The sequence below is a fragment of the Curtobacterium sp. MCBA15_004 genome (assembly GCF_001865055.2).
Lineage (GTDB): Bacteria > Actinomycetota > Actinomycetes > Actinomycetales > Microbacteriaceae > Curtobacterium.
Genome location: NZ_CP126266.1, coordinates 1,299,735 through 1,318,400 on the forward strand (window position 1 = coordinate 1,299,735; position 18,666 = coordinate 1,318,400).

Annotated in this window: 18 protein-coding genes and 1 rRNA gene; 14 read left to right on the forward strand and 5 right to left on the reverse strand. The window is 72.4% G+C overall.

The features are described 5' to 3' along the window. Positions 1-145 precede the first annotated feature (145 nt). From QOL16_RS06140 to QOL16_RS06170, 7 genes are all read left to right on the forward strand, one after another. Positions 146-2,986: an alpha/beta fold hydrolase gene (locus QOL16_RS06140; protein WP_071285171.1), complete on the forward strand. Its 2,841-nt coding sequence runs from the start codon at positions 146-148 to the stop codon at positions 2,984-2,986. A 422-nt stretch (positions 2,987-3,408) separates the two neighbouring features. After that, entirely contained in the window at positions 3,409-3,867 is a 459-nt protein-coding gene (locus QOL16_RS06145; protein ID WP_065959883.1) for an Asp23/Gls24 family envelope stress response protein, read from the forward strand. Beyond that, a complete protein-coding gene (locus QOL16_RS06150; RefSeq protein ID WP_065959885.1) occupies positions 3,860-4,051 on the forward strand; it encodes a DUF2273 domain-containing protein in 192 nt (63 codons plus the stop codon). Before QOL16_RS06145 ends, QOL16_RS06150 begins: the two co-directional genes overlap by 8 nt. Then, positions 4,048-4,362, forward strand: a complete 315-nt coding sequence (locus tag QOL16_RS06155; protein ID WP_305411467.1) for a hypothetical protein — start codon at positions 4,048-4,050, stop codon at positions 4,360-4,362. The genes QOL16_RS06150 and QOL16_RS06155 overlap by 4 nt, the downstream gene beginning before the upstream one ends. Before the next feature lie 8 nt (positions 4,363-4,370). Further along, positions 4,371-4,946, forward strand: coding sequence for a DUF6286 domain-containing protein (locus QOL16_RS06160; protein WP_065959888.1), 576 nt, complete (start codon positions 4,371-4,373; stop codon positions 4,944-4,946). Beyond that, positions 4,943-5,506: a hypothetical protein gene (locus QOL16_RS06165; protein WP_305411469.1), complete on the forward strand. Its 564-nt coding sequence runs from the start codon at positions 4,943-4,945 to the stop codon at positions 5,504-5,506. Before QOL16_RS06160 ends, QOL16_RS06165 begins: the two co-directional genes overlap by 4 nt. Before the next feature lie 55 nt (positions 5,507-5,561). Beyond that, complete coding sequence (locus QOL16_RS06170) at positions 5,562-5,753, forward strand: hypothetical protein (protein WP_071285660.1); 192 nt, start codon at positions 5,562-5,564, stop codon at positions 5,751-5,753. Between the two features lie 135 nt (positions 5,754-5,888). Here the strand turns inward: QOL16_RS06170 and QOL16_RS06175 are convergent, their stop codons facing one another. Together QOL16_RS06175 and QOL16_RS06180 are read right to left on the reverse strand one after the other, a co-directional pair. Next, entirely contained in the window at positions 5,889-6,491 is a 603-nt protein-coding gene (locus QOL16_RS06175; protein ID WP_071285658.1) for a dihydrofolate reductase family protein, read from the reverse strand. A gap of 101 nt (positions 6,492-6,592) precedes the next feature. Beyond that, positions 6,593-7,171, reverse strand: coding sequence for a tetratricopeptide repeat protein (locus QOL16_RS06180; RefSeq protein WP_083395194.1), 579 nt, complete (start codon positions 7,169-7,171; stop codon positions 6,593-6,595). 117 nt (positions 7,172-7,288) lie between these two features. Between QOL16_RS06180 and QOL16_RS06185 the strand changes: the two genes are divergently transcribed. Next, complete coding sequence (locus QOL16_RS06185; protein WP_065959897.1) at positions 7,289-8,731, forward strand: GAF domain-containing serine/threonine-protein kinase; 1,443 nt, start codon at positions 7,289-7,291, stop codon at positions 8,729-8,731. 99 nt (positions 8,732-8,830) lie between these two features. Here the strand turns inward: QOL16_RS06185 and QOL16_RS06190 are convergent, their stop codons facing one another. From QOL16_RS06190 to QOL16_RS06200, 3 genes are all read right to left on the reverse strand, one after another. Continuing rightward, positions 8,831-9,523, reverse strand: a complete 693-nt coding sequence (locus QOL16_RS06190) for a bifunctional 2-polyprenyl-6-hydroxyphenol methylase/3-demethylubiquinol 3-O-methyltransferase UbiG (protein ID WP_083394122.1) — start codon at positions 9,521-9,523, stop codon at positions 8,831-8,833. A gap of 245 nt (positions 9,524-9,768) precedes the next feature. After that, entirely contained in the window at positions 9,769-10,713 is a 945-nt protein-coding gene (locus QOL16_RS06195; RefSeq protein ID WP_139266526.1) for a DUF1648 domain-containing protein, read from the reverse strand. An 11-nt stretch (positions 10,714-10,724) separates the two neighbouring features. Next, positions 10,725-11,075 carry a GntR family transcriptional regulator gene (locus QOL16_RS06200; RefSeq protein ID WP_071285650.1) on the reverse strand — a complete coding sequence of 117 codons (351 nt, stop codon included), beginning with the start codon at positions 11,073-11,075 and terminating at the stop codon, positions 10,725-10,727. Positions 11,076-11,275: 200 nt separating this feature from the next. Between QOL16_RS06200 and QOL16_RS06205 the strand changes: the two genes are divergently transcribed. The 6 genes from QOL16_RS06205 to QOL16_RS06230 all read left to right on the forward strand — a co-directional run bounded on the left by QOL16_RS06205 (position 11,276) and on the right by QOL16_RS06230 (position 18,499). Further along, positions 11,276-11,443: a hypothetical protein gene (locus tag QOL16_RS06205; protein ID WP_175473155.1), complete on the forward strand. Its 168-nt coding sequence runs from the start codon at positions 11,276-11,278 to the stop codon at positions 11,441-11,443. Then, positions 11,440-12,555 (forward strand): helix-turn-helix domain-containing protein, encoded by a 1,116-nt coding sequence (locus QOL16_RS06210; protein WP_071285648.1) that lies wholly within the window; start codon positions 11,440-11,442, stop codon positions 12,553-12,555. The genes QOL16_RS06205 and QOL16_RS06210 overlap by 4 nt, the downstream gene beginning before the upstream one ends. 97 nt (positions 12,556-12,652) lie before the next feature. After that, positions 12,653-13,528 (forward strand): alpha/beta fold hydrolase, encoded by an 876-nt coding sequence (locus QOL16_RS06215; RefSeq protein ID WP_071285646.1) that lies wholly within the window; start codon positions 12,653-12,655, stop codon positions 13,526-13,528. A gap of 200 nt (positions 13,529-13,728) precedes the next feature. Beyond that, positions 13,729-14,934 (forward strand): C40 family peptidase, encoded by a 1,206-nt coding sequence (locus QOL16_RS06220; protein ID WP_071285643.1) that lies wholly within the window; start codon positions 13,729-13,731, stop codon positions 14,932-14,934. A 273-nt stretch (positions 14,935-15,207) separates the two neighbouring features. Next, a complete protein-coding gene (gene rlmN / locus QOL16_RS06225; RefSeq protein ID WP_065959908.1) occupies positions 15,208-16,452 on the forward strand; it encodes a 23S rRNA (adenine(2503)-C(2))-methyltransferase RlmN in 1,245 nt (414 codons plus the stop codon). Between the two features lie 525 nt (positions 16,453-16,977). Continuing rightward, positions 16,978-18,499, forward strand: a 16S ribosomal RNA gene (locus QOL16_RS06230). Positions 18,500-18,666: the final 167 nt, after the last annotated feature.

The window sequence follows — 18,666 nt, forward strand, 5'->3', positions numbered from 1 at the left end:
CACGCCCGCGCCCGCGCCGCCGCCCTGCGGGAAGTCGCACCTCTGCGCGGCTTCCCGCACCCCCGGCCCCTGCCGTCCGCCCGTCTCCGGCGTCGAGTTAGCGTCACATGACCGACCGACCCGCAGCACGGTGAACAGGGGCCCCATGCTCATCTCGACCGACACGACCGCAGCCGCTCCCGCGCAGCCGCCGCGGTCGGCACCGCACCCCTTCGACGTCACGCTGCTCGACGGCCTCGCCGCCGTCGCCGAGCGGCTGCCCGACGCCCTCGCCCTGACCGACGAGCACACGTCGTTCACGCACGCGGAGCTGGACCGCACGGCCCGGGCACTCGGCGCGCTCCTGCACGAGCAGCTCACGCCGGACGACCACAGCGGTCGCGGCGTCGGCCCCGAGCCCGGGGGAGCGTCGGTCCCGGTCGGCGTGATGGTCGCGCACGGCCACGGCTCGGTCGTGGCGCTGCTCGGGCTCGTGCACGCCGGACGGATCATCGTCGCCCTCGACCCGTTCCTCCCCGAGGCCCGGCTGCAGCACGTGATGGCGCTCGCCGGGATCGTCGACGTCGTCGCGGACGACGACCACGCCGACCGTGCGCGCGAGCTCGTCGCCGCCCAGGGCCGGGACGGCCGGGTCCTGCCCGCCGCCGACCTGCTGGAACGAGCACGAACGGCCGCGACCACCGCCGACCTGCTCGAACGAGCACGAACGGCCGCGACCACGGCCGACCGGTCGACGACTACGGCCCACCAGGCGACGAACGGCGCGACCGCCCCGATCCCCACCGTCCCCGGCGCCCGCGACCGCACCGGCCAGGACCCCATGGTCATCATCTTCACCTCGGGCTCCACCGGCGCCCCCAAGGGCGTCACCATGTCCCACCGTCAGATCGTCGTCGACACCGTCGCCCAGCGCGAGGCGTTCCGGTTCGGCCCCGACGACCGCGTCGCCTCGGTCCTCCCGCACGGCTTCGCCGCGGGCTTCACGCTCGTCCTCTCCGCCCTGCTCGCGGGCGCGTCGGTGCACGTCGTCGACCCGCGGAGGACCGGCGTCGACCGGCTCGTCACCTGGGTCCGCGACGCCGCACTGACCACGCTGCACACCACACCGCACCTGGTCCGGTCGATCACGGCGGCGCTCGACCCCGCCGACGACCGTCTCCGCGGGCTCCGCATCGTCGCCACCGTGGGTGAGGCCGTCACCGGTCCGGACATCACGGCGCTGCGTCCGCTGCTCGGCTCCGCGACGTCGTTCTGCAACTGGACCGGCTCGAGCGAGACCGCCGTCTACGCCGTGAACGAGATCCGGGCCGAGGACCCGATCCCGGAGCGCAGCGTCCCCTCGGGCCGGATCGTCACCGGGAAGCGCATCGAGGTCCGCCGCCCGGACGGCTCGGTCGCCGACGTCGGCGAGAGCGGTGCCGTCGTGTGCATCTCCGACGCCATGACGATCGGCTACTGGGGCGCCCCGGAGGTCACCGCGACCCGCGCCGGCGTCGACCCGGACGGCACCCCGACCTGGTCGATCGGCGACCTCGGCCGCTTCGACGCCGACGGTCGGCTCACGCTCCTCGGCCGCGCCGACGACGCCGTGAAGGTGCGCGGCTACCTGGTCGAGCCGAGCGAGGTCGAGGCCGCGTTCCGCACGGTCGACGCCGTGCAGGAGGCCACGGTCGTCGCGGTCAAGGACCCGCCCGCGCCGACCCGGCTCGTCGCCTACGTCGTGACCCGCCCCGGGCGTCGGTCGCCGTCGCCCGCCGCGCTCCGCAAGGCGCTCCGCGACCTGCTGCCCGACTACATGGTGCCGACGGCGATCGTGCCGATGGCGGCGCTGCCCCGGAACGAGCGCGGCAAGGTCGACCGTGCCGCCCTGCCCGAGGCACCGACGGTCGAGGCCGGGCTCGAGCTCGACGCGGACACCTACGACCAGTGGCAGCTCGCCGTCGGGCAGATCTGGGCGGAGGTGCTCGGCCTCCCGACGGTCGGTCCGCTCGAGCTGCCGGCCGTCGGACTCGACAACGACTTCGCGGCGCTCGGTGGCGACTCGCTGTCGGCGGAGGAGATGCTCGCCGCCGTGGGCGACCGCCTCGGCGTCACCCTGCCCTCGACCGAGCTCCTCGAGCACCCCACGCTCCGGACCTTCACCGAGCGCATCCGGCGCGGTGCCGCGGCGACCCCGAGCCACCCGGACGTCGTCGCGCTCGCCGACCGGGCCGGACTCGAGGCCGAACCGCTGTTCTGCATCGCCGGGGCCGGCGCCCTCGCGTTGACGTACGCGCCACTGACCCGTCGGCTCGGGGACCGCCCGGTGTACGCCTTCCAGCAGCACGGCATGGAGCGGCGCGCGGTCCCGGACTGGAGCGTCCGCGCGATGGCGAAGCGGTACATCGAGCTCATGCGCATCGTGCAGCCCCGCGGCCCGTACACGCTCGTCGGGCACTCGTTCGGCGGGATCGTCGCCCTCGAGATGGCCACGATCCTCACGGCGGCCGGCCAGGAGGTCCGCCGTGTCGTCCTGCTCGACACCTACCTGCCCGACCAGGCCGCGGAGCAGGCCGGCGTCGTCGAGTTCGGTGAACTCGACCCGGTGGCACCGGCCGCAGCGGGTCGCCCGCGGGCAGGCGCGCTCCGGCGCGTGGCCGCGCGGACGAGCGCGTTCCGCGGGCGGGTCCTGACACCGATGGGCCAGATCGGGCGGCACGCGCGGGCGTACGGCGCCGGGGTGTTCCGCTGGCAGGGCCAGCAGCAGTTCCGCGCGTTCTTCGACCACGCGCTCGTCGTGTCCCGCGGGCACCGCCTGCCCGTCTACGGGGGAGCGGTGACACTGGTGATCGCCGACGGCAACGAGTCGGGTGCGGCCCGGTGGGCCCCCTACCTGCCCGGCGACGTCGACGAGGTGCGCATCCACGCGGAGCACACCTCCGTCCTGCGGGAACCGCACGTCGCCGAGCTCGCGACGGTCCTGGCGGCGCGGCTCGCAGCCGACTGACGTCGGGAGGGGACGGACGGGAGGCGCGGCACCAGCGGGTGGCGCGCCTCCCGTCCGTCCCGTCCCGCGTCACGGACCGGTGGCCGCCCCGACGAGCAGGCGACCGCCCGTCAGGTCGCGCCGGGCGACCGCCCGGACCGGCGGACGACCGCACCGCGGCGCGCGCAGCGCCGACGGGGGCCGGTGCCGTCGACGGCGGCCACCGGACCGCCGGAAGGCGCACGTGCGCGACCAGGTTGCGCAGGACAACCGCGCTCCGGACCCCGATCGGGGTACAGCACACCGCGGGAATCCGCCGATCCTGGGGAATCGCTCGGAACGGAACGGGGGACGTGACGAACCTCGGTGACAGCCCGTCTCATCCGTGAACAGCATCCGCTGGGCACGAGCCCGGCGGGTCCCCATCGGAAGGAGCACACCTCATGGCTGACACCACCACCACGACCTCTGCGACCACCCCGGCCGCCGCGCGCACCGCCGGCACCAAGCCGTCGTCCGCCAACGGCAAGACCACGATCGACGACACGGTCGTCGAGAAGGTCGCCGGCATCGCGGCCCGCGAGGTCAACGGCGTGCACTCCCTCGGCAACGGCGCGGCCCGCGCCATCGGTGCCATCCGCGACGCCATCGGCCAGCGTGACCACGGCCAGGGCGTCAAGGTCGAGGTCGGCGAGAAGCAGGTCGCTGCCGACGTCGTGATCGTCGCCGAGTACCCCGTGCCGCTGCAGCAGCTCGCCGACGGCGTCCGCGCCTCGGTGAGCCGTGCGCTCGAGCAGATCGTCGGCATGGACGTCGTCGAGGTCAACGTGACCGTCCAGGACGTCTACATCCCGGGCGACGACGACGACAACGAGGACAAGAAGGAGTCGCGCGTTGAGTAACACACTGGTCGGCGCCCTGATCGGCGCGATCCTCGCCGTCGTGGCACTGCAGTTCGGGTTCTGGGGCTTCGTCCTGGTCATCGTGTTCGGCCTGATCGGCGCCCTCGTGGCTGCCCTGTCGACCGGCAAGATCGACCGCGGTGCCCTGACCGACGTGCTGACCGGACGCCGGAGCTCCCGGTGAGCGCCGGCCCGGACGTCCCGGGCCGCGTCGAGATCACCGCTCGTGCACTGACCGCGTTGTCGCGGGCGGTCGCAGCAGAACGGCTCGGCGCTCCCGCGAAGCGTCTCCGAGTCGACCTCGGTGACCACGACGGCGTGCTGTCGCTCGAGGTCACCGGCCCGATCCGGGCCCAGGACGACGTCATCGGTGCGGCCACGGCCGCTGCCGAGCGCATCCGGGCCCGGGTCGGGGAGTTGTCCGGCCGGAAGGTCGGACGCGCCCACATCGAGTTGACCGGCATCGTGCGTGAGCACGAGGGCCGGGTCCGGTAGGAGGAACCATGAGCACCAGCAGCATCGAGCGGCGCCTGCGTCGCCGGAGCGTGCACCGGTCCCGGTCCACCGCCGTGTCCGTGGCCCTGGTCGTGACCGCGCTCGTCGCGGCGTGGATCGGCACTGAATCGGTCCTGAAGGCGATCGGTCAGGCACCCCTGCTCGCCGACCCGCAGACCGTGGTCGACACCGCCCTGAAGCCCGACGCGGCGTTCACGACCATCGCCGAGGTCATCGCCGCGGTCCTCGTGATCGCCGGGATCGTCCTGGTCGTCCTCGCCCTCAAGCCCGGCCGGATGTCGCGCTCCGCGATCGACCACGACCGCGGTGCCGTCGTGATCGACACCCGCATCCTCGCCTCGACCGCAGCCAACGCCGCAGCATCCGCCGCGCACCTGCCCGAGTCGAACACCTCCGCCACCGCCCGCGGCCACCACACCGAGGTGCGCGTGGTGCCCCTGTCCGGCATCCCCGTCGACCAGGCAGCCGTCCGCGACGCCGTCCAGGAACGCCTCGGCCGGCTCGGCGGCAAGCACGGCACCCGCGTGAGGGTGCACGTGGAACAGAAGGGAACCCTGTCGTGACGACCACGAACCGCACCCTGAACCGGATCCTGCTGTTCCTGCTCGGCCTGGTCGCGATCATCGTCGGCGTCGTCATCGGCGCCGGGGTCCTCACCCCCGTCCGCGACGCCGTGGAGCCGTACGTCACGTTGCCGTCGACAGTCGACGTGCCGTCGCAGGCGTTGTGGATCATCGCCGCCGTCTGCGCGGTCGTGATCATCCTGGCGTTGGTCGTGGTGTTCACCCGTGGTGGTGGCGGCACCTCGGTCGCGGCCCGGGAACGCACGGGCGATGACCAGGTCACCGTGAACGTCGCGCTCGTGCGGGACGTGGTCGACCACGAACTCGCCGACGTCCACGACGTGGTCGCGGCGAAGGTCGACACGTACCTGGTCCGGAAGCAGCGGGCCGCGCGGATCAAGGTCCACGTCCGTCGTGGTGGGGACGCGGTCGGTGTCCTGACCGCGGTCGAGCACGCCGTCGACACCCTCGACCAGACCCTGGGCCACCAGCTCCCGGTCCTGGTCCACCTCACCGGCGGCACCCGCACCACCCTCGCCAAACCCGCCCGCGTCCACTAGCCGGACCCGGACGAACCGCCACCGCACGTCCCACGTCCAGCAGCAAGGAGTCCCCATGCGCAACCGCATCATCGTCCTCGGTGTCGTCGCCCTGATCGCCGTTTGGCTCGGTTCGCGGTCGAACCGGCCGGTCGTCAAGAAGACGAGCACCGCGGAGACCCTCCGCAAGGCGTGGAACGATCCGCACGCCCGCAAGCAGCGCGCGAAGCTGCGGAAGAAGGTCGCGAAGGCGGCCCAGGGTCACTGATCCGACCAGGCGACCCACGACGGACGGGAGGCGCGGTGCCAGCTGGCACCGCGCCTCCCGTCCGTTCGTCGTCCGTACCGACCGCGATCCGGGCCGTCCGTCGTCAGCGGCGTCCGTCTCGTCCGCCGTCCGTCGTCACCGTCGGATGTCGTACCGGTGCATGACGACGCTGTTGTCGAACGACCGCGTCTCGAGCAGGTCGAGCAGCAGCGCCGGCCGCGTCCCCGACGCCGGCGGGTCGAACAGCGGTCGACCGCGGCCGAGCACCGCGGGGTGGACGAACAACAGGAGCTCGTCGAGCAGGCCGGCGTCGAGCAACTGCGTCGCGACGTTCGCACCGCCGACCCCGACGTCGCCCGACCCCTCCTCGCGGATCTGCGCGAGTCGTTCGATCGCGTCACCGTCGGCGCCGATGACCGTCGTGTCGTGGTCGGCACTGGTGCGGCTGCGTGACACGAGCACCTTCGGCTGGGCCGTCCAGATCTCGCCGTACTCCCGTTCCACCGGGAGGGCGGACTCGTCCGTCCGGGCGTCGGGCCAGTAGGGGTCCATCATGTCGCGGACGACGCGGCCCTCGACCGACATGGTCATCGCCCGGGCCCGGTCGTTGAACTCCTGGTGCAGCTGCTCGTCGATGCGGATCCAGCCCGGCGCGTCCCGGCCGCCGTGCTCACCCGGCTCGGCCTCGATGTAGCCGTCGACCGAGACGTTCATCCAGTACACGAACCGTGCGGGCATCGGGACTCCTTCGTCGCGTGTGCGGTGGCGCCGATGCTAGTGCCGCGGGTCCCCGTGCGACAGTCCCCGGTGCGGTCCCGGAGGCCTCACGGCCGAGGGTGTCACTCCCCGGTCAACGCCGCCGCGTACGCCCGCACCGACCGGTGGTAGCGCGGCAGCGTCGGGACGAGCGCCTCGATCGCGACCCGCAGCGCCTCGTCACCGCGCCCGGCACTGTGCAGCGCCAGGGCGAGGAACACCCGCGGCGCCGCCCCGGTGGCCGGGTGCTCGGGGGCGTCCCGCAGCATGGCGATCGCCTCGTCGACCCGGCCGAGGTTCCGCAGGGTGGACGCGTGCTGCACCACCATCCGGGCGGCCCGGTCCGGGTCGACCTCGTCGAGTCCCCCCGCGGTCGCCGCCGCGTACTGCTCGTGTGCCGCCGCCTCCTGCCCGCCCGAGTCGAAGGCCCCGCCCAGCTCGAACGCGCCCAGGGCGGGATGCGGCGCGGCCGCCGCGAGCACGTGCATGCGCGCGATCCGCTCCTGCCCGTCGACGGCCGCGTCGTCCCACAGGGCGGCCACCTCCGCCTCCCAGGTCGCGTCCGTGGGTCGGGGCGGGACGGACGGGAGGCCCGTGGCGGCGCCGCCACGCGCCTCCCGTCCGTCGTCCCGGCCGGTCGCGTCGTCGCTCGAGTGCGTCATCTGGCCACCGTAGCGGCGTGTCTGCCCCGTGCCGGGGCGTCGCGGGCGGTGAGTGCACCGGGCGGCGTGTCGGGATGCGAAGATGCATCGTTGCCCCCCGGACACGAAGAGGAACGCATGGGACACGACGACGCGGCGCCGCTCCTCGACGGGCGGTACCGGATCGAGCAGGCCATCGGCCGCGGCGGCATGTCCGTCGTGTACCGCGCGACCGACGAGGTGCTGCACCGTCAGGTCGCGGTCAAGGTCTTCCACGCGGGGTCGGTCGACATCGCCCGGCAGGACGCCGAGCTCGGCGTGCTCGCCTCGCTCGAGCACCACAACCTGGTCGGGTTGCTCGACACCGGCGTGCTCACCACCAAGGACGGTGTGGCGCAGCGGTACCTCGTGATGTCGCTCGTGGTCGGCCAGGACCTCGAGGCGCGGCTGTCCGCCGGCCCCCTCGCGTCGCGGCACATCGGCGAGATCGGCTACGACATGGCCGAGGCGCTCGACTACATCCACGCCCGCGGCGTCGTGCACCGGGACATCAAGCCGTCGAACATCCTGCTCGTCGACTACGGCAACGGCTCGGAGCGCGCGCGTGCACGGCTGACGGACTTCGGCATCGCCCTGGCCGCCGGGGTCGAGCGTCTCACCGCCGACGGCGTCACGACCGGCACCGCCGCCTACCTCAGCCCGGAGCAGGCCCGCGGCGCCGACGTCGGACCCGCGAGCGACGTGTACTCCCTCGGGCTCGTGCTGCTGCAGTGCTTCACGCGACGGCAGGAGTTCCCCGGCTCCATCGTCGAGTCGGCGATCGCGCGCCTGTCCCGCGGCCCGGTCCTGCCGGAGCCGCTGCCCGAGCACTGGAAGCACCTGCTCCGCGCGATGACCGCGCAGACCCCGGCCGACCGTCCGGTCGGCGGGCAGCTCGTCGCGATGCTCCGCGACGTCGTCATCGCCGAGACGGCCAGCAGCGACCCGTCCGGCGGTCAGTCGCCCGGGTCGACCGACGGCGGCCGCACCACGACCGCCGAGGGCACCCGTCCCGCGACCGCCGACGGCACCCGCCCGGCGACCGCCGAGGGCACGCGCCCCGCGACGCTCGACGTCCTGCCCGAGGAGTCGCTGCAGCGCACCGTCGCGATGGCCGCCCGGCTGTTCGACGCCCCGATCGCGCTGGTCGACGTCCTCGACGAGGACCGCGAGTGGTCGCAGTCGTGGATCGCCGAGGGCGTCGACGAGGCCGCGCGCAACATCACCTTCCGCAACGGCTTCGCACCCGTGCCGGTGCCCGTCGTGATCCCGGACGGCTCGACCCACCCCGAGATGCGCGAGAGCCCGCTCGTCACCGGCCCGCTCGGCCTGCGCTTCTACGTGAGCGTCCCCCTGCTGCGCCACGACGGCACCGCGGTGGGCACCCTCGCGGTGCTCGACACGCACCCGCGCGAGGCCTCGGAGGCCGACCTGGCGAACCTCCGGGACCTCGCGGCGCTGGCGGTCACGCAGCTCGAACTCCGGCAGGAATCGCTGCGCACCACGAACGACGCGCTGCCCCTGGACGCGCACGGCGCCTGAGCGAGCGCGGCCCGGCGCGGCCCGACACGGTCAGGCCCGACCCGGTCAGGTCCCACCCGGTCAGGTCCGGCTGGGCCCAGCCCGGCCGGGTCCGGTCGGTCAGCTCCGCCGACGCAGCAGCACCACGCTGTCGGCCGTCTCGTGCGCCGTCCCGTCCGGGGCGGTCGCGGTCCGCGGTCGGAGCTCGGCGTGGCGGACCTCCCACGTGTCACGGTCGTCGCCCCGTAGTGCGGCGAGGTCCTCCTCGGGCGTCGGGAACCGGTACGACCGCATCTCCGCGGGCAGGTCGCGGTGCGGGGGCGCGGCGTGCGCGGTGACCAGGACGTGCCCGCCGGGTGCGACGAACCCGGCGGCCCGTCGCAGGATCGCCGCGCGCGGGATCTCGACCGGCCACGACTGCAGGAACGACGCCGTGACGAGGTCGTACCGCTCGCCCGCCGGGGGCACCCAGGTGGCGAGGTCCGCAGCGGCGAACGCGGTACGGTCGGCCACCCCGGCGGTGGTCGCGGCGGCTGCGGCACGGGCGACCGCCGTGGGGGAGAGGTCGACCCCGGTCGCGTGCCAGCCCCGCCCGGCGAGCCAGACGACGTCACCGCCCTCGCCGCACCCCAGGTCGAGGGCGGTGCCGCCCGGCAGCTCCGCGGCGACGGCGGCGAGGACGGCGTTCACGCGGCCCGACCAGATGCCGTCGCGCTCGGCGTAGCGCTCCTCCCACCAGGTGCGGGCGTCCCGCTCGTCGACCTGGGCGCCGCGCTCGTCGGCTCGGGCGGCAGCGGTGTCGTGCTCGTGCATCCGGTCAGTCCACCGCGCGGCTGCGCCGCGGCGCAAGCCGCGTTGCCGGTCCGGCAACGATCCGGCCGGGAGGCGCGTGGCGGCCCCGCCCCGTGCCTCCCGGCCTCCACGGCCGACCGACCGACGGGAGGCGCGTGGCTGGCCGCCCCGTCCCTCCCGTCCGCCCACGACGGAGGGGAGGGGCGTGGCGGCCCGACCCCGTCCCTCCCGTCCGCCCGGGGTCGCGTCCACCTGTCGCGGCCGGGTCAGGCCGCGCGCGCCTCGAGCAGCGCCCCGAGGGTGGCGGCCGCCTCGGCTGCCCCGTCCACGGTCACCAGGCGGGCGCCGCCACCCACTGTCTCGACGACGAGCCCCGGTCCCGATCGCGAGACGTACGCGACGCCCCGACCGCTGATCCGGTACCCCCAACCGCCCCACTGTCCGGGGGAGACGTCCTCCCACCCGCAGGACCGGACCTGGTCGAGCGGGACGCGCATGAGCGGGAGCCGGGTCACGGCGGAGGTCACCCGGAGACCGCGGCGGTCGACGGTGACCTCGACCCGGGCGAGCACGAGCACCGTGAGGCCGACGAACACGGACACCCCACCCGTGATGACCGCGGTCCCGGTGGCGTCCGCCCCGACGCCGACCATCACCGCCGCGACCACGCCGATCACCGTGAGCAGGACCCCGAGCACCGCGAACCAGCGGCTCCCGGCACGGCCCCGCCACGCGACCCGGGCACCGGGCGGCACCGCCAGCGGCGCGACCGCGCGACGGGGGACCGGGCCGGCCGTCCGCCAGAGGGCGACGAGCGGGACCGCCCCGGCCACGACCGCGACCGGCACGACGACGAGCGTCGCGGCGACGGGCAGGGTGGGTTCGGCGGACCGGTTCACGACCGCCAGCAGGATCCAGGTGACGACGAGCACCGAGGCGAGCAGCTCCGTGACGAGCACGACCATGGCGGCGGTCCGTCGGTCGGGGAACCGGGGTACCGCGAGGGCGACGCCGAGCGCGACGACCGCGGTCGCGAGGGCCCCGCCGAACACCGGCCACGGCGACCCCCACCCGTTCGCGGTGCCGGCGGCGTCGAAGTGCTGCGCGATGCGGGCGGGCAGCTCGGGCCCGAGGGCCACCGCCGCCACCAGGAGCGCGAGGAGCAGCACCGCCGCCGGTGCGGTCACCGCCGTCCGTGTCGCTCGGCTCATCGGTCGTGTCGTCATCGTGCCCCCTTGATCATGGTGAACAGGTCGTCGAGCGGGACCCCGAGGGCCTCCGCCTGGTCGCGGAGTTCGCCGACCAGCGAGCGCAGCTGGTCGAACGAGGCGTTGCCGGACCGGAGCACGGTGGCCCCCCGGCCGCGACGGAGCTCGATGAGCCCGTCCTCCTGCAGCCGCGCGTAGGCGCGCAGCACCGTGTGCCTGTTCACGTCGACCGCCGCCGCGAGGTCCCGCGCGGACGGCAGCTTCTCGCCCTCCCGGAGCTCCCCGCGGGCGATCGCGGTCCGCACCTGCGCGGCGATCTGCTCGGCGAGCGAGGCCCGCGCTGCGGGGTCAACGGTGATCAGCATAGTTCGCATAGTAGGCGAACAATGCACTCCGGAGAAGGGGATCCGAGACATCCACCATGCGCGGATCTGATCCGGCGGACGGGACGCCGCCGCGTACCGTCCGGGACACGACGAGTCCGCAGTGCGTCGGCGTCGCACGGACGATCCGCAGGGGGTCGGACGGGGCGGTGCAGCGGCGCCGTGATGCAGGGAGCACGACGATGTCGAAGTACGAGACCGACCAGCACGTCCAGCAGGTCCACGTGACCACCTACCGCCACCTCCGGCGGGCCGCCCGTCGCGGGTGGGAGCTCGCGGAGCCGGTGGCCGCCCCGTCGCTCGCCGACCTCGTCGGCACACCCGTGCCGCGGAGACCGGAGCACCGGTGACCGCCGCGCAGGCGGACGTCGGGCCGCCGACACTCGCGCCGACGCACGCCGCGACGCCGCGCACCGTCCACCGCGGTGGGAGCGACCCGGACGACGCCCGCGCCCTCTACGAAGAGGTGTACGACGCCCGCGACGTCACCTTCACGACCGATCCGCACGCCGGCACCGGCACCGGCGCCGGCACCGACCCGCACGCCGACAACGACCACCCGGCACGCACCCCCACCGCCCCGTTCACCTTCCGCTACCGCTGCACGGGCGACGACCACGTCACCCTCCGCACCTCGTCCGTGTCGGCGCACCGGTCCGGTGTGCTCGCCCCCGACCGGCAGTACGTCCTCGCCTGGTCCGTCGAGGGCGGCGTCGTCATCGACCCGGACCGCGAGGACGGCGTCACCCTCCGCGCCGGCGTCCCCGTGATGTGCCCGGCGGGTCGGCCCTTCGCCGCCACGGCACCGCCCGGGACGGTGCACCTCGTGCACTTCGACGCCGACTTCCTCGAGGCGGTCGCGGTCGTCGAGGACGGCAACGCCCCGGTCCCGCTCGCCTTCCCGGTCTCGGTGCCCTCGAGCCACCTCGCGCCCCTGCAGGCGGTGCTCCGCGAGGTCGCCGCCCGTCTGCTCGACGAGACCGTGGTCGACGGCGAACGCGCGGCACTCGACCTGCGGCTCGCCGAGGCCGTCCTGCAGGCGTTCCGCCCCGAGCGCGACGGCGGACCGCCCGACGTCCCGGTCGGCACGATCGTTCGGGCGAAGTCCTTCATGTACGCGCACTTCGCGCGGCCGCTCGCCACCGCGGACATCGCAGCGGCGGCCGAGGTCAGCGTCCGCACGCTGCAGGAGACGTTCCAACGCCGCGAGGGCACGACCCCCACGGCCTTCCTCCGGGACCTCCGCCTCGAGAAGGCCCGGCTGGCACTCCAGCTCGCCGACGTCCGCGAGACGTCGGTCGCCGCCGTCGCGCACTCGTGCGGCTTCCGGCACATGGGCCGCTTCTCCGGTGCATACGCGGCGCAGTACGGCGAGTTCCCCGGTGCCACCCTGCGCGGCCAACGACGGCTCGTCGGGGTCGGCGGACCGGTCCGCAGGGCGTCGGCCCGCCGTGCCGGGTGACCGTCCACGAGGTGGTCGGCAGACCGGCCGGGAGGCGCGGCTCGTCCCCGACCCGCACCCCCGGCCCGCGACGTGGTCGCCTGGGTACCGTGGAGTGATGCAGCCCGGATCGTCCCCGACGACCGACACCGACGGTGTCGCCGCCACCGTGCGCGGCGCGGGATCGCCGGTGCTCGTGCTGCACGGCACCCCGGGCGGACTCCGCACCGCCGAGGTGATGGGTCGGTTCCTGCCCGCCGACCGCTTCCGGGTCGTCTCCGTGGCGCGCCCCGGGTACGCCGGGACGTCGCTCCTGCCGGGGCGGTCCTCGCTCGACGACGAGAGCGACCGGTACGTCGCACTCCTCGACCGGCTCGGCATCGACCGCGTCGCCGTGCTGGCCTGGTCCGGCGGGGGACCGGCTGCCTACCGGCTCGCCGTCCGGCACCCCGACCGCGTCTCCGCACTCGTCGTCGCCGCCGGACTGTCGGGTCGGTGGACGCCGCCGCGCCCCTCGGTGGCCGAGTGGATCGTCTCGCGGACGCGGCTGGGGTCCCGGCTCTCGGCGCTCGCCGCCCGCGTCCTGCCCGGCGTCGTGGTCCGCGCCGCGTCGGAGGGCGTCAGCTCCCTCCGGGGTGCGGCGCTCCGGGACCACGTCGCCGACGTCATGCGCGACCCGTTGCGTCGCGGGTTCGTGCTCGACCTCGCGACGGGCGGCAACGCCTCCGGTGGACACCGTGGCGGGTGGGACAACGACGTCCGGGTGCTGGGTGCCGTGGAGGACCTCGAGCTCGGTGCCGTCCGGGCTCCGACCCTGCTCGTGCACGGCGACGCCGACACCGACGTGCCGCCCGAGCACAGCGCCCGCGTCGCCGCTGCGGTGCCGGACGTCGAGCTCGTCACCCTGCCCGGCGGGACCCACTTCGCACTGTGGGACCACCACGACGCCGCAGCCGTGCAGGCACTCGTGCAAGCGCACCTCGACCGCTCCTGACCGCCGGGTCGGCCGCGACGAGGGCGAGTGAGGCGGGGGACAGACCGGGGGACACCGGCGGGTGCTCTCCTCGGTGTCGGCTGCAGGTTGCGCCCGAAACTGAGACGACCCGCAGGGAACGGCCGCCGCTGCCCAGTCGGACCCAGCTTCGTTACCAATACGTTGTCTTCTCGAGCCACCCGCTCGACCCGGAAGGAACCATGGGACGTCACGCCCTCCCCGCAGCACCCGACGCCACCGTCCTCGACCGCAGCACCACCGCACGCCGCGTCGAGACGGCACCCGCACCCGTCGTCCTCCCGTCCGTCGACCGCACCTCGGCCACCCCCGTGCCGGACGCGCACCGCGCCGCCGGGGACGCTGCGCCGATGCGTCGCCCCCGCGGTCGCCGATCGGCCCTCGGACCGGCCGCCGACGCCGCCGTGCAGACGCCGGTGCCGACCGGGGCGACCGAGCGCGTGGCCCCCGTCACCCGGACGCTGACGTCCGCACCCCAGCAGGGCCGCACGGTCCCGACGCCCGTCGTGGCGGCCCCGGTCGAGACCGCACCGACCACCGGCGCACCGACCGTCGGCGTGCCGGCCCCCGCCGTGTCCCACGGCCACACCCGCCGTCACCGCGACGAGCGCACCCGCCGCGCCGCCGCCGCGCGCACGGTCGTCGTCGTGCCGCCCGTCGCGGGGACCGTCGTCCTGTCCCGGTCGGCTGCCCTCCGTGCCGAGCGTGCCGTCGACCCCCGCCACATGCGCCGGGCGGCGACCGCCAAGCGCGCCGCGATCCTGCTCGCACCGGCGCTCGCCGTGACCTCGAGCCTCACGCTCTCCCTGCCGGCGACCGCCGCACCGCTCGACGATGCCGGTCAACCCGTCTCGTCCTCGGCGCCGTACCGCTCGCAGTCCTTCACCGTCGCCCGCGACGTCGAGGTCCCGGTCGTCTCGACCGACGGCATGACCACCACCACGACGGTCGTCTCCTACCCGACGATCGTCACGAAGTGGGGCGTCACGACGGAGCAGGCCGAGCAGGCGATCTCCGCGGCGCTGTCGTCCGGTGGTCCCCGCGCGACGATCATCTCGACCGCCCTGCAGTACATGGGCGACCCGTACGTCGAGGGCGGCGCGAGCCACCAGGGCATCGACTGCTCCGGACTGACGATGGTGGCGTACGCGGCCGTCGGCATCCCGCTCGCGCACTACGTGCCGACGCAGGACGACGTCGCGACGACCATCCCCGCGTCCGAGGCGAAGCCCGGCGACCTCGTGGTGTTCGACGACCAGGACCACGTCGGGATCTTCCTCGGCGACGGGCTCGTGCTGCAGGCGCCGCACCCGGGCGACCCGGTCGACATCGTGCCGGTGTACCCGAACGCCCACCACTTCGCCCGGCTGCTGCCCGCCGGACAGTGACCCGTGGTGCGCGTCGGGCGAACCCGGCGCGCACCACGGACCCGGGACCGGGGCCCGAGACCGCGTGCGCCAGCCCCCCGCCGGCGGACCGACCGCGCGCCTCCGGACCGGCCGCGCGCCTCCGGTCCTGACCGCCGCCCGAACGGGACGCGACCACCTGTCGGCAGTGACCCGACCCGCCGAGCCGGCCCGCGCCTCCCGTCCGCTCCGCCGTCCACACGGCCATGCACCCCGCGCGACGGAGGCCTTGCGCGCCTCCCGTAAACTGGAGTGATGGCCACCGAGACCCGCACCCCGTTCGAAGAGCAGCGTTCTGCTCGTCCGCAGGTGCGGCCGCGCACCGAGGGCTGGACCCAGGCGCAGGACTCCGAGGGCCGTCCCCTCCTGCAGTTCGCGTCGCCCAAGCGAGGCAAGCCGCCGGAGCACCTCGCCGACCTGACCGTCGAGGAGCGTGTGGCGAAGGTGCAGGAGCTCGGACTCCCCGGCTTCCGTGCCAAGCAGCTCTCGACGCACTACTTCACGCACCACACCTCCGACCCGGAGCGGATGACCGACCTGCCGGCCGCACAGCGCGAGCAGCTCGTCGCCGGGATGCTGCCGCCCCTGCTCACCGAGACCCGACGGTTGGCGACGGACAAGGGCGACACGATCAAGTTCCTCTGGAAGCTGCACGACGGCGCCCTCGTCGAGTCGGTGCTCATGCGCTACCCCGGTCGGATCACCCTCTGCGTCTCGTCGCAGGCGGGCTGCGGCATGAACTGCCCGTTCTGCGCGACCGGCCAGCAGGGGCTCACCCGCAACATGTCCACCGCCGAGATCATCGAGCAGATCGTCCGGGCGAACGCGGCCATCGCGGCCGGCGAACTCGGCGGCGACCCGCGCAAGGGCGGCAAGGACCGGGTGGACGCCGAGCGCGTCACGAACATCGTGTTCATGGGCATGGGGGAGCCGCTCGCGAACTACAAGCGCGTGATGGACGCCGTCCGCACGATGGTGGCGCCGCAGCCGCACGGCCTCGGCATGAGCGCCCGCGGCATCACGATCTCGACCGTGGGCCTGGTGCCGGCGATCAAGAAGCTCGCCGACGAGAACATCCCGATCACCTTCGCGCTCTCGTTGCACGCCCCGGACGACGAGCTCCGCGACGAGCTCATCCCGGTCAACTCGCGCTGGAAGGCCGACGAGGCGATCGACGCCGCGTACGAGTACTACGCCAAGACCGGCCGCCGGGTCTCGATCGAGTACGCGCTCATCAAGGACATGAACGACCACGCCTGGCGTGCGGACCTGCTCGCCGACAAGCTCAACGCGCGCGGCAAGGGTTGGGTGCACGTGAACCCGATCCCGCTCAACCCGACGCCGGGCTCAGTGTGGACCTCCTCCGAGCCGCACGTGCAGGACGAGTTCGTCCGTCGGCTCAACGCGGCCGGGGTCCCGACCACGCTGCGCGACACCCGCGGCAAGGAGATCGACGGGGCGTGCGGGCAGCTGGCCGCCGCCGACGAGACGGACGTCTGAGCAGACGCTCGTCCAGGACGATCGTCGATCGACGCGTCCCGAGGATCGGACGGGAGGCGCGGTGCGGGTTCGCACCGCGCCTCCCGTCGTCCCGGGGGAGCGCTGGTACCCCTGCTTCCCCGTGTTCCCGGGGAAGTCGGGGTACGACACGCCCGGGATGTCAGCGCTGTTGGCGGTGCTGTTCACCTCTGCGTAAAGTAATCACTCGTTGCCGCTGAGGCGGAGAACGGAACGGCCGGGACGGTCGCCAGGTCATGGACTTGGGGATCTTGTTCGCCACGGTTCTTCCCCGGGCAACGAACCAGCTCCTTCGTGAAGCGCCCTGATGGGTGTGGAGTGTTGGGTGCGTCTGGTCCTTGAGAACTCAACAGCGTGCACATTGTCAATGCCAATTTATTGACCCCGTGCCTGGCTGGCCTTTTGGTTGGTCGGGTCGGAGACAATTCCTTTTGGATTGAAGATTGTCCAGTGGACAGTCGACAGTCAGTTTCAACTCGCTGACACTTCGGTGTTGGTTGTAATTTTTTTACGGAGAGTTTGATCCTGGCTCAGGACGAACGCTGGCGGCGTGCTTAACACATGCAAGTCGAACGATGATCAGGAGCTTGCTTCTGTGATTAGTGGCGAACGGGTGAGTAACACGTGAGTAACCTGCCCCTGACTCTGGGATAAGCGTTGGAAACGACGTCTAATACTGGATAGGACTACTGGCCGCATGGTCTGGTAGTGGAAAGATTTTTTGGTTGGGGATGGACTCGCGGCCTATCAGCTTGTTGGTGAGGTAATGGCTCACCAAGGCGACGACGGGTAGCCGGCCTGAGAGGGTGACCGGCCACACTGGGACTGAGACACGGCCCAGACTCCTACGGGAGGCAGCAGTGGGGAATATTGCACAATGGGCGAAAGCCTGATGCAGCAACGCCGCGTGAGGGATGACGGCCTTCGGGTTGTAAACCTCTTTTAGTAGGGAAGAAGCGAAAGTGACGGTACCTGCAGAAAAAGCACCGGCTAACTACGTGCCAGCAGCCGCGGTAATACGTAGGGTGCAAGCGTTGTCCGGAATTATTGGGCGTAAAGAGCTCGTAGGCGGTTTGTCGCGTCTGCTGTGAAATCCCGAGGCTCAACCTCGGGCTTGCAGTGGGTACGGGCAGACTAGAGTGCGGTAGGGGAGATTGGAATTCCTGGTGTAGCGGTGGAATGCGCAGATATCAGGAGGAACACCGATGGCGAAGGCAGATCTCTGGGCCGTAACTGACGCTGAGGAGCGAAAGCATGGGGAGCGAACAGGATTAGATACCCTGGTAGTCCATGCCGTAAACGTTGGGCGCTAGATGTAGGGACCTTTCCACGGTTTCTGTGTCGTAGCTAACGCATTAAGCGCCCCGCCTGGGGAGTACGGCCGCAAGGCTAAAACTCAAAGGAATTGACGGGGGCCCGCACAAGCGGCGGAGCATGCGGATTAATTCGATGCAACGCGAAGAACCTTACCAAGGCTTGACATACACCGGAAACGGCCAGAGATGGTCGCCCCCTTGTGGTCGGTGTACAGGTGGTGCATGGTTGTCGTCAGCTCGTGTCGTGAGATGTTGGGTTAAGTCCCGCAACGAGCGCAACCCTCGTTCTATGTTGCCAGCGCGTTATGGCGGGGACTCATAGGAGACTGCCGGGGTCAACTCGGAGGAAGGTGGGGATGACGTCAAATCATCATGCCCCTTATGTCTTGGGCTTCACGCATGCTACAATGGCCGGTACAAAGGGCTGCGATACCGTAAGGTGGAGCGAATCCCAAAAAGCCGGTCTCAGTTCGGATTGAGGTCTGCAACTCGACCTCATGAAGTCGGAGTCGCTAGTAATCGCAGATCAGCAACGCTGCGGTGAATACGTTCCCGGGCCTTGTACACACCGCCCGTCAAGTCATGAAAGTCGGTAACACCCGAAGCCGGTGGCCTAACCCTTGTGGAAGGAGCCGTCGAAGGTGGGATCGGTGATTAGGACTAAGTCGTAACAAGGTAGCCGTACCGGAAGGTGCGGCTGGATCACCTCCTTTCTAAGGAGCATCTGGCTCGTCTCGTGTCTGCAGATGCAGGTGTGGGGTGGGTCCAGGCGCCCGGTTCGGACCGAACGTGTCCGACGGGTAGCTCATGGGTGGAACATTGACAGTGCAGGTGGGAGTCATGCTCTCGGCGTCAGTACATCGATCGTTCGCGGTTGGTT